Raw genomic sequence first — 8,394 nt, 5'->3', positions numbered from 1 at the left:
CATGAGCGCATCTCCTTTCGCGGAGCACTCTAGCACACCGGGCCGGGGTTGGCGATCCTTCGAGGTGCGTTACGGATATTTTTTTGTCAAAGAACTCAGCCCCTACTCCCTATTGCGACACAGCCTCTAACGGGAGAGGGTGGGGTGAGGGTGAATGAAGATCCTCGAGTGTGTCCCGAATTTCAGCGAGGGTCGGGACCGGCGGACGGTCGACGCCATCGCGGAAGCCCTTCAGCGGGCCGGCGGGGTGCGCCTGCTGGACATCTGCACCGACGAGGACCACAACCGCACGGTCTTCACCTTCATCGGAACCCCCGAAGACGTCGAGAGAGGGGCGGCGGCGGCCTGCGACCGGGCCCTGGAGCTCATCGACATGCGCGCGCAGCGGGGCGTTCACCCGCGGATCGGCGCGGTGGACGTCGTCCCCTTCGTCCCTGTAAAAGACGCCGTCATGGCGGACGCCGTGGAGACGGCCCGGCGTTTCGGCAGGGCCTTCGCGCAGCGAAACGGCCTTCCCGTCTATTTCTACGGCGAGGCGGCCCTCGTCGAGGAACGCCGCGAACTGCCCCGGATCCGCAGCGGGGGCTACGAGGCCCTGGAAAAGCGGATGCGGGACCCCCGGTGGGCCCCCGATGCGGGTCCGTGCGTCCTCAACGAGCGCAGCGGGGCAACGGCCGTGGGGGCCAGGGACTTTCTGATTGCGTTCAACGTCAACCTTGCCTCGGCGGACCTGGAGGCGGCCCGGATCATCGCCGAGACGATCCGCTTCTCCAGCGGCGGGATGAAGCACGTCAAGGCCATCGGCGTGCCCCTCAAGAGCCGGGGCATCGTGCAGGTGTCCATGAACCTCACGAACTTCCGGGAGACCCCCGTGAAGGCGGTCTTCGACCGGGTGAAAGCGGAAGCCGGGCGCCTCGGTGTGGAGGTGCTCGAATCGGAGCTCGTCGGCCTCATCCCCGAGGCGGCCCTGAAGGGCACCACGCCCCAGGAGCTCATGCTCAGGGATTTCAGCGAGGACCGGATCATAGAAAGGCACCTGTAGGCAAGGTCCCGGGTCGAGGTCGAAGGCGGAGTGGAATGGGGGATTTTGTAAGGGAATTCCTGTTCGGCGATGCAGGGATCAGCCGTGACGGGGATGCCGTGCGCTCCGAGATCCGGATGGATCTCAGAACGGAGGGCTGGATCGGCATTCCCCACGGCGGGATCAGCATGGGGGCGGTCGTCGACCTCTATGCGGCCCTCGAGGAAGCGCGACGGCGCCGGGGTCTTCCCTTGCCGCTGGAGCTGGATATCCGGATGGGGGGCAGCCGCCTGAGAACGGGCGAAACAGTCTCCGTGACCGTCGCGCCGGAGGGCGACGGCGCGAAAGGCATCGTGTCGCTGCCCGGGGGCGATTTGCCCTACCTCGAGGCGGTCGTCACGCCGGGGACAAGGCCGGGAACACCCGGCGCCCCTTCCTTTCTGCCGCCGTCCTTTGACCGTCTGGAGCGAAGCCTGTCTCCCATGCCGTACTACAGGAACTGCTTCGTCTGCGGCGTCGGCAGGGTCCACCCGGGGCTCAAGCGGACCTTTCACCTTTACGAAACGGCCGGGCAGGGCCGGGTCGTCATCTCCAGCGCAGGCTTCGATGCCGCGGACAGGGAAGCGGTGCTGCGCTTCGAGAGAGGGGGCCGGGTTCACCCCCTGGCCCTCCTGGCCCTGGTGGACGAGACCATGGGCTGGGCGGGCTTCATGAACTATGCAAGCGGCGCCGTCACCGTCCGGCTGGGGGCCACCCTGCACCGCGAGATCGCCCTCGGGGAGAAATTCGTCGTCTTCGGCCGCGGGGAAAAGGTCCGCGGGAAAGGGGCCCGGATGCTCTACTGGACCTCCGGCGGCATCGCCGCCGTGGGGAAGGGGGGCGCCTTCGAGACCGTAGCGACCGCATCGGGCCAGTTCTTCGGCGTGCCGGAGTTGACGGAGCAGATGCGCAGGGAGCTGATCCCAAAGGATCTGACGAGACGGGCCTTCGAGATCGCCGAATCAGGTCCGCCTTGACAGTCACGTCCTGTCGTGCTACCGTCCCCCATCCTGCCATTGAACGATCGTGCCCCCTTAGCTCAGAAGGATAGAGCAACGGATTCCTAATCCGTGTGCCCCGTGTTCGAATCACGGAGGGGGCACCAAGAAAAAAAGGGTTACAGACCATGCGCTGTAACCCTTTTCTTTTCTCTGCCTTCTTCTTACCGCTATTTTGCCGCTTTGAAAAAACAAAAAGGCCAGCCAGGTGAGAAATCACGAATGGCTCTAATGCCCCCGCTGTGCGTTTGAGGGTCGCGGACCGGAAGGTGAGGGAGGGGGCGAGGGGTCGCCCGCGTTGTCGTGCAAGAGCTCGAGGGGAAGCCGGCCGGTGACGATGCTGGAGGCGCAGCCGTGGCGGTCCCCGCGGCTTCACACCATGGTATCGCCGACGCGGCAGTCACCGAGATACAGGTATTCCTTGGCCGTGGAAACCTACCGGTGGAATCGGCGGGAGGGGCAGCGGCCTCGGGGTGCGTCGATTCACGCTCCGTCGGCCGCTGACTTCAGTCCTGTGTTGAGATTGATCTGTCCAACGACCTGCGTTTTGAGCGGAGGGTCACGGGTTTACATCACCGGTAGACGCACTCGATCCCGTCCAGCCGGACCCAGGCTGATGCAGAATCGGCAGCGGGGGGGCCGCTTCTCAAAGTCAGCCGGTCCTTGTGCACCGGGGAGGCCCTGCCTTCCGCAGTCTGCAGGCTGCAAGAGGTGCAATGATCCCACCGAAAAGCAGGAGCATGGCCTCACCGGGGAACTCCAGGGCATAGACGATCAGGATCAGGGCCCAGCGGACCGCCGCCTTTGCGGGTTCGTGCCGGCTGATGAACGAGGCGACCGGCGGGGATACCCCGTTGTAAAGACCGACCAGCAGCCGGCCGGCGGCGTTCGTGAGGAGATAATTGTCCCTGAAGGAACGGAGCACACGGACGTGCGGATCCAGGGGGCTGCCAAAGGCAGCGGTGGCGATGAAACATCTGCCGCTCTCTCCCCCGGGCGCCACGCAGGCAGGCCCCACGAGAACCAGGCTCACAGTGGAGATCTGCACGTCCCCCTCCAGCCTGCTCGTTTCATAGGCGACGAGGAAGTTGGCGGAACGAGAGTTGAACGATGCGACGGGACTCACCTGGTCGTAGGGGGCACTCGAAACGACGAAGTCGCCGCCGCTGGGCGAACCGTCTGCACCTACATAACGGGCGTAGATATCGCGCGAACCACTGCGGCTGTCTTCCCAGGCGACCAGGAACCTTCGGTTGATGCCGTCAAAGACCGCAACGGGGTTCCCTTGGCCGCCGGTGGCGTCGGAGATGATGAAGTTGGAACCGCTCGGTGTTCCGTTCGCACGCAGAAGCTGACCGTAAATGTCGGAAGACGAGCCGCTTCGATCGTCCGACCATGCGACGAGGAACTGCCGGCTCGCGCTGTCGTATGCCACCGAAGGGTTCCGCTGGTCGCCGTCGGCGTCGGAGATGATGAAGTTGGAACCGCTCGGTGTTCCGTTCGCATCCAGAAGCTGACCGTAAATGTCGGAAGACGAACCGCTTCGATCGTCCGACCACGCGACGAGGAACTGCCGGCTCACGCTGTCGTAAGCCACCGAAGGGTTCCGCTGGTCGTTTGTACTCTCTGAAATCGGGAAGTTTGATCCATACGGGGTGCCGTCCGCACGCACCAGTTGGCCGTAGATGTCGTACCCGTTGACGCCTCGGTTGTCTCCCCAGACGACGAGGAATCTGCCGCTGGTACTGTCATAGACCGCTTTCGGGTTGCGCTGATCCCCGTCCGCGTTCGAGATGGTCAAGATGGGACCCAGAGGGGACCCGTCGGCACGGACGAGCCGTCCGAAGAGGTTGGCGGCGCCGGCGGGGCCCTCTTCCCAGACGACGAAAAACCTCCCCTCGGCGTCATCGTAGGCGACGGCAGGGGCGCGCTTTTCGGCATTACCCTCGGAGAGAACAAAGGCGCTGCCGACGGCGGTGCCGTCACATTGCCGGAGCTGCCCGTAGACCTGCGCTGTCAACCCGATGTCGCGCCGGACGAAGACCAGCAAGTGGCGGTCGTTCCGTGAATCGAACGCCAGGGCGGGGGCCTCATCGGCCGCCGCCTCCGGCGCGTGAAAAGCCGCCAGGGACAACAGAAACACGAGCAAGCCGATCCCGCCGAAAGCACGCCTGACCGCACCGTCCATGAGCGTCCCTCCTGCCGGGAGGATCCCCTCCCCTGCGATCCCGCCACTTCAGGGTTCGAACCGGAGTTGCTCCAGGAAGAGCCCCCAACACGGCCGCACGGACCGATCCGTCGAGCGAATTTTACATCCACTTCTTGCATCTTTGCAAGGTGCCCGATGTCTCATGAATAAATGTTACCGGAGAGGGGGAACAGATCGCTGACGGGAGAGAGCCCGCTTATAGCAGAGGCCGAAGATTTTTCACGCTTGCGATCCATGGCCCCCCTGAGCACGAAGGGGTTGAGATTCCAGAACCGAGCGGCGAGGGCGATTTTGGTTTGAATTTGTGAAAGAGCCGCCACTCGGTGCGGTACAGCTCGTTGAGCAAGGGGACCAGAGCCGGGTCATTGAAGCGTTGATAGCCGAGCCACGGGCGGATGCGGGTCTATTTTTTCTGTTCGATGTGGGCGTTTCGTCCTTTCGGCAGGCCCGGCTGCGGGTGAACTGAACGGGCCGGACGCGTTCGGTGACGTGGCGCACGAGATGCCGGTTGAGGAACTCGCCGCGATCCCAGAGGGCCCGCTGTTCGGTCCAGGTGGTCGCGATATCGACGCAGTCGAGGCTGCAGACGAACTGTCCGGCCATGGGGAGCCCGCAGTGGGCGATGGTGAGGCAATTCACCCTTGACCGGCGATTGGCGAATGCATAAACTCTTCGAACATCGTGACGGAGAGACCTGCGCTGCTGAATGCCGCGCGATCCGGAGATTGCCATGGACTGCAAGAAGGAGAAGAACCTGAAAATCTGTACCTGTTCCTACGATCCGTGCTCCCGCAAGGGGATCTGCTGCGAGTGTATCGAATACCATGTCAAGAAGCGTCAGCTTCCCGGCTGCTGCTTCCCGAAAGACGCCGAGAGGACGTACAACCGCTCCTTTGAGCACTTCGCGAAGCTGGTGATGGAGAAGCGGGTTTGACCGGGGCAGCCGTCGCGAGGCGAAGCGCGGGGCTGCTCCTCTACCGCCTCCGGGGAAGGGCCGTGGAGGTGTTCCTCGTGCATCCCGGCGGCCCTTTCTGGAGCAAAAAAGACCTAGGGGCTTGGTCCATCCCCAAGGGCGAGATTGCGGAGGGCGAGGACCCGCTCGAAGCGGCCCGCAGGGAATTCGAGGAGGAGACGGGCTTTCGCCCGGAGGGGGAGTTCCGCGAGCTCGAACCGGTGCGGCAGCGAAGCGGAAAAGTCGTCCATGCTTGGGCCGTCGAGGGCGACTGCGACCCGGCGGTGATTCGGAGCAACACCTTTTCGATGGAATGGCCGCCGCGGTCCGGCAGGCGGCAGCAGTACCCCGAGGTGGACCGGGCGGGGTGGTTCGACCTGGAACGGGCGAAAGAGAAGATCCTCGAGGGGCAGAGGCCGCTGCTTGCGCAGCTGCAGGGTCTCCTTGGGGAGCGGGGCGTCTGACCCTGAGCGAGGAAGGTGAAAACGGCATGCCCCGGAGCCTGGGGAGCACCGGCCGGGGATACAGACAAGGAGGGGACTGATGCAGTTTCTTGTGATCGCGTACGACGGGACCGATGAAAAGGCGCCGGAGCGACGGATGGCGGCCAGGGAGGCACACCTGGCGGGCATTCAGAAGATGGCGGCCGAGGGGAAAGCGCTTTACGGGACAGCCATCCTCGACGAGCGCGAGCGGATGATCGGGTCCGTCCTCGTCGTTGATTTCCCGTCCCGGGCGGACCTCGATGCCTGGCTGAAAGCGGAACCCTACGTGACGGGGGACGTGTGGAGAAGGATCGAGATCCATCCGGCGAGGGTGCCGCCGATGTTCGCAAGGTGAAGACAGGCTGACGGCCTTCCCTTCGTCCCCCGAAGGAAATGCCTCGGGCGTTCCGGTGCATGACTGGGGGGCCGGGGATCTAAGAGAGAAGATCGAAGAGGTCCTTGCGCAGCGTCGGCGCGTCGGTGAAGAGCAGCCCCCGCAGGCCCAGGTCTATTGCCGCGGCGATGTTGGCCTCCACATCGTCGATGAGCAGGACCTCTTCGGGGGGCACGGCGAGGGTTTCGAGCAGGACCTCGAAGATCCTTCTCTGCGGTTTGGATGAGCCCACTTCCCAGGAGAGGACGATGGGGTCGAAGATCCGGTAGGCCTCCCTGTCCATGAATGGCCTCGCGGGCTTTTCCGTGTTCGAAAGGATCCCCGTCCTGAAGCCGCGGCGATGCAGGTCGAGGGCCACGGCGAAGACGTCGCCCTTCTCCACGTACGATTTTTCGAATGCCGCAAACCACAGCGAGGGGGGCATCTTCCCCTTCGCGCCCGTCCGTCTCCGGATCCCCTTCCAGAACTCCTCCTCCGAGATCTTCCCCTCCTGGAAGTAGGGGATGAGCTTGCGGTAGGCCGCGAGCATGCACCCGGTGCCGATCCCGAGCACTTCCCGGCTGTGCCGGAGGATCCCCTCCGTGGGGTTCTCGATGAGCACGCCCCCCCAGTCGAAGATCACCGCCCTGATCATGACCCGTGACCCCTTCCCGTTCCCCGGCTGTGCAGTGCTGCCCGGGCGTTTCCCGTGCAGTCAAAAAAATGCGCCGAAAGCATGGCCTGCGGCGCCTTTACTCTTGCGGTTGTCCTTTTAAAGCCTTCTTCCGTCCCTGGGCCCTTCTTTCACTTCATCGGCGGAAAGCTCTTCAGGATTGCTTCCACGGCGCTCTGCAAGTCGCCCGAGCCCGCGTCGGCGCTGATGGACCCCGTCGCCGTGCCTCGCCAGATCGCCTGCCTGCCGTCGGCCTTCTGGATCGCGAGGGTGAGCATCCGGAGCCGGTAGCCGTACTCGCTGATGCCGATCTCGTTTTCGTAGCTGATCGTGATCAGCATGTCCGGGTTCTCGGCGGTCCTGCGGAACCCCTTCTTCTCGAGGACCCGGTCGGCGTGGTACTGGACGTTCTTCACGACGAGGTCCCGCCCCGAACCCGTCCCTCCCGCGGCCCAGTTGTAGCTCTTGAGCCCCGTGAAATTCGCGGCGGGGTCATAGGCATGGTTGATCGTTGCGGCGCAGCCTGCAATCATGATTCCCGCAGCGAGCAGGGCCGCGGCGACTCCGAACCGTCTCATGGATTTCATCCCGTACATGCATTCTCCTTCCGCCCGAACAGAGGGTCTCGTCCCCGAAAGCACCCGGGGACATTGCGGGCCGGGCGCGGGTGGCCCTACCGCATGATTTTCCGGACCTGCTTCACGTACTCATCCTCCGTGATCACGCCATCCCCGTTGGCATCCCAGTATCGGCAATCCTTCTCGCCCTTCTGCTTGTCCTTCCAGATGGCGAGGCACTCGTTCATGCTGAGCCTGCCGTCGCCGTTCTTGTCGGCCTGGGCCAAAATTTCGCGATACGCTTCCCTGAGCACCGCGTCGGGGGGGCCCATCGTTTGCGCCGGCGCAACGGCGGGGCATGCAAGGCACAGTGAAACGGCCAGGAAAATTCCGGCCTGCCGGCTTCTGCGTGTCATGTTGTACCTCGTTTCGATGATGGCTGATCGGGGTGCTCCCGCGATTTCTATAGCGCGGTTGCCGGAGGGGTTGCAACAGGTATTTTACCCGTTTCGACGGTCGAAAAAAGGGTCGCCCGGCCCAACCGGTCTGTGATAAAAAAACTGCGAGAATGCAGAGGTGAGAGGCGAGGCATGAAGGATGGAGTTTCCGGAAGGGCAATCCGGTTCGCCGCGGCAGCCCTTCTCTTTTTGGTGTTTCTTGCGGCTGCCTGCGGCTCCCCGCAGGCACCCCAGACGGAGGTTCCCAAGGCGAAAGGCACGGACGGGCCGCCCGCGGCCCAGCCGGTCGTCCTTCGCCCCGACGTCGGGTTTGCCTCCCAGCAGAAGCTGCTCGATCACTACCGGAAGCACGGAAGGGAGTTCGGGGCGATCACCCTCGAGCAGTACCTGCGAAAGGCCCAGGAACTGCGGGACAGGCCGGCAGGGGGGGCCGTTCTGGAGTCCGTGCGTCCCGACGGGGTGGTGACCCGGTTCGACCGCGAATCGGGGGATTTCATCGCCTTCAACCGCGACGGCACCATCCGCACGTACTTCAGGCCGGCCGACGGGGAAGCGTACTATCATCGCCAGCTCCGGCGAAAGCATTGAGACCGGGGCGTTGAAATCATGGCATGGCGGGAGAATGGGTG

General features: G+C 64.0%; 10 protein-coding genes and 1 tRNA gene. 7 read left to right on the top strand and 4 right to left on the bottom strand.

Translation table 11 applies throughout. The annotated features are described in order from the left end of the window. The first annotated feature begins 154 nt into the window (after positions 1 to 154). The 3 genes from ftcD (at position 155) to HPY67_04820 (ending at position 2,165) form a co-directional block, all read left to right on the top strand. On the top strand, positions 155 to 1,042 hold the full coding sequence (gene ftcD / locus HPY67_04830; protein ID NPV04039.1) for a glutamate formimidoyltransferase: 888 nt from the start codon (positions 155 to 157) through the stop codon (positions 1,040 to 1,042). Between the two features lie 35 nt (positions 1,043 to 1,077). Beyond that, positions 1,078 to 2,037 carry a hypothetical protein gene (locus HPY67_04825; protein ID NPV04038.1) on the top strand — a complete coding sequence of 320 codons (960 nt, stop codon included), beginning with the start codon at positions 1,078 to 1,080 and terminating at the stop codon, positions 2,035 to 2,037. Between the two features lie 51 nt (positions 2,038 to 2,088). After that, positions 2,089 to 2,165 (top strand) — tRNA-Arg (locus HPY67_04820). Positions 2,166 to 2,710: 545 nt separating this feature from the next. Here HPY67_04820 and HPY67_04815 read toward each other — a convergent pair. Beyond that, positions 2,711 to 4,246: a hypothetical protein gene (locus HPY67_04815; GenBank protein NPV04037.1), complete on the bottom strand. Its 1,536-nt coding sequence runs from the start codon at positions 4,244 to 4,246 to the stop codon at positions 2,711 to 2,713. 751 nt (positions 4,247 to 4,997) lie between these two features. On the opposite strand from HPY67_04815, the gene HPY67_04810 reads away from it, so the two are divergent. From HPY67_04810 to HPY67_04800, 3 genes are all read left to right on the top strand, one after another. Then, positions 4,998 to 5,201 carry a cytosolic protein gene (locus HPY67_04810; protein NPV04036.1) on the top strand — a complete coding sequence of 68 codons (204 nt, stop codon included), beginning with the start codon at positions 4,998 to 5,000 and terminating at the stop codon, positions 5,199 to 5,201. After that, positions 5,198 to 5,683: an NUDIX domain-containing protein gene (locus tag HPY67_04805; GenBank protein ID NPV04035.1), complete on the top strand. Its 486-nt coding sequence runs from the start codon at positions 5,198 to 5,200 to the stop codon at positions 5,681 to 5,683. The genes HPY67_04810 and HPY67_04805 overlap by 4 nt, the downstream gene beginning before the upstream one ends. Before the next feature lie 79 nt (positions 5,684 to 5,762). After that, positions 5,763 to 6,059, top strand: a complete 297-nt coding sequence (locus tag HPY67_04800; GenBank protein ID NPV04034.1) for a hypothetical protein — start codon at positions 5,763 to 5,765, stop codon at positions 6,057 to 6,059. Positions 6,060 to 6,138: 79 nt separating this feature from the next. Here the strand turns inward: HPY67_04800 and HPY67_04795 are convergent, their stop codons facing one another. The 3 genes from HPY67_04795 to HPY67_04785 all read right to left on the bottom strand — a co-directional run bounded on the left by HPY67_04795 (position 6,139) and on the right by HPY67_04785 (position 7,723). Then, complete coding sequence (locus HPY67_04795; protein NPV04033.1) at positions 6,139 to 6,732, bottom strand: HAD family phosphatase; 594 nt, start codon at positions 6,730 to 6,732, stop codon at positions 6,139 to 6,141. Between the two features lie 149 nt (positions 6,733 to 6,881). Further along, positions 6,882 to 7,328, bottom strand: coding sequence for a DUF4136 domain-containing protein (locus HPY67_04790; protein NPV04032.1), 447 nt, complete (start codon positions 7,326 to 7,328; stop codon positions 6,882 to 6,884). A gap of 95 nt (positions 7,329 to 7,423) precedes the next feature. Further along, a complete protein-coding gene (locus tag HPY67_04785) occupies positions 7,424 to 7,723 on the bottom strand; it encodes an EF-hand domain-containing protein (GenBank protein ID NPV04031.1) in 300 nt (99 codons plus the stop codon). Positions 7,724 to 7,897: 174 nt separating this feature from the next. On the opposite strand from HPY67_04785, the gene HPY67_04780 reads away from it, so the two are divergent. Beyond that, on the top strand, positions 7,898 to 8,353 hold the full coding sequence (locus tag HPY67_04780; GenBank protein NPV04030.1) for a hypothetical protein: 456 nt from the start codon (positions 7,898 to 7,900) through the stop codon (positions 8,351 to 8,353). Positions 8,354 to 8,394 lie beyond the last annotated feature (41 nt).

The organism is Syntrophaceae bacterium, from assembly GCA_013177795.1.
Taxonomy (GTDB): Bacteria; Desulfobacterota; Syntrophia; order Syntrophales; family UBA2192; genus UBA2192.
The sequence above is the reverse complement of the archived record's forward strand: the minus strand, read 5'-3'. Positions and strand labels throughout refer to the sequence as shown.

Coding starts and splice junctions, on each gene's coding strand:
- ftcD (NPV04039.1), top strand. CDS start 155: ATGAAGATCCTCGAGTGTGTCCCGAATTTCAGCGAGGGTCGGGACCGG.
- HPY67_04825 (NPV04038.1), top strand. CDS start 1,078: ATGGGGGATTTTGTAAGGGAATTCCTGTTCGGCGATGCAGGGATCAGC.
- HPY67_04815 (NPV04037.1), bottom strand. CDS start 4,246: ATGGACGGTGCGGTCAGGCGTGCTTTCGGCGGGATCGGCTTGCTCGTG.
- HPY67_04810 (NPV04036.1), top strand. CDS start 4,998: ATGGACTGCAAGAAGGAGAAGAACCTGAAAATCTGTACCTGTTCCTAC.
- HPY67_04800 (NPV04034.1), top strand. CDS start 5,763: ATGCAGTTTCTTGTGATCGCGTACGACGGGACCGATGAAAAGGCGCCG.
- HPY67_04795 (NPV04033.1), bottom strand. CDS start 6,732: ATGATCAGGGCGGTGATCTTCGACTGGGGGGGCGTGCTCATCGAGAAC.
- HPY67_04790 (NPV04032.1), bottom strand. CDS start 7,328: ATGAGACGGTTCGGAGTCGCCGCGGCCCTGCTCGCTGCGGGAATCATG.
- HPY67_04785 (NPV04031.1), bottom strand. CDS start 7,723: ATGACACGCAGAAGCCGGCAGGCCGGAATTTTCCTGGCCGTTTCACTG.
- HPY67_04780 (NPV04030.1), top strand. CDS start 7,898: ATGAAGGATGGAGTTTCCGGAAGGGCAATCCGGTTCGCCGCGGCAGCC.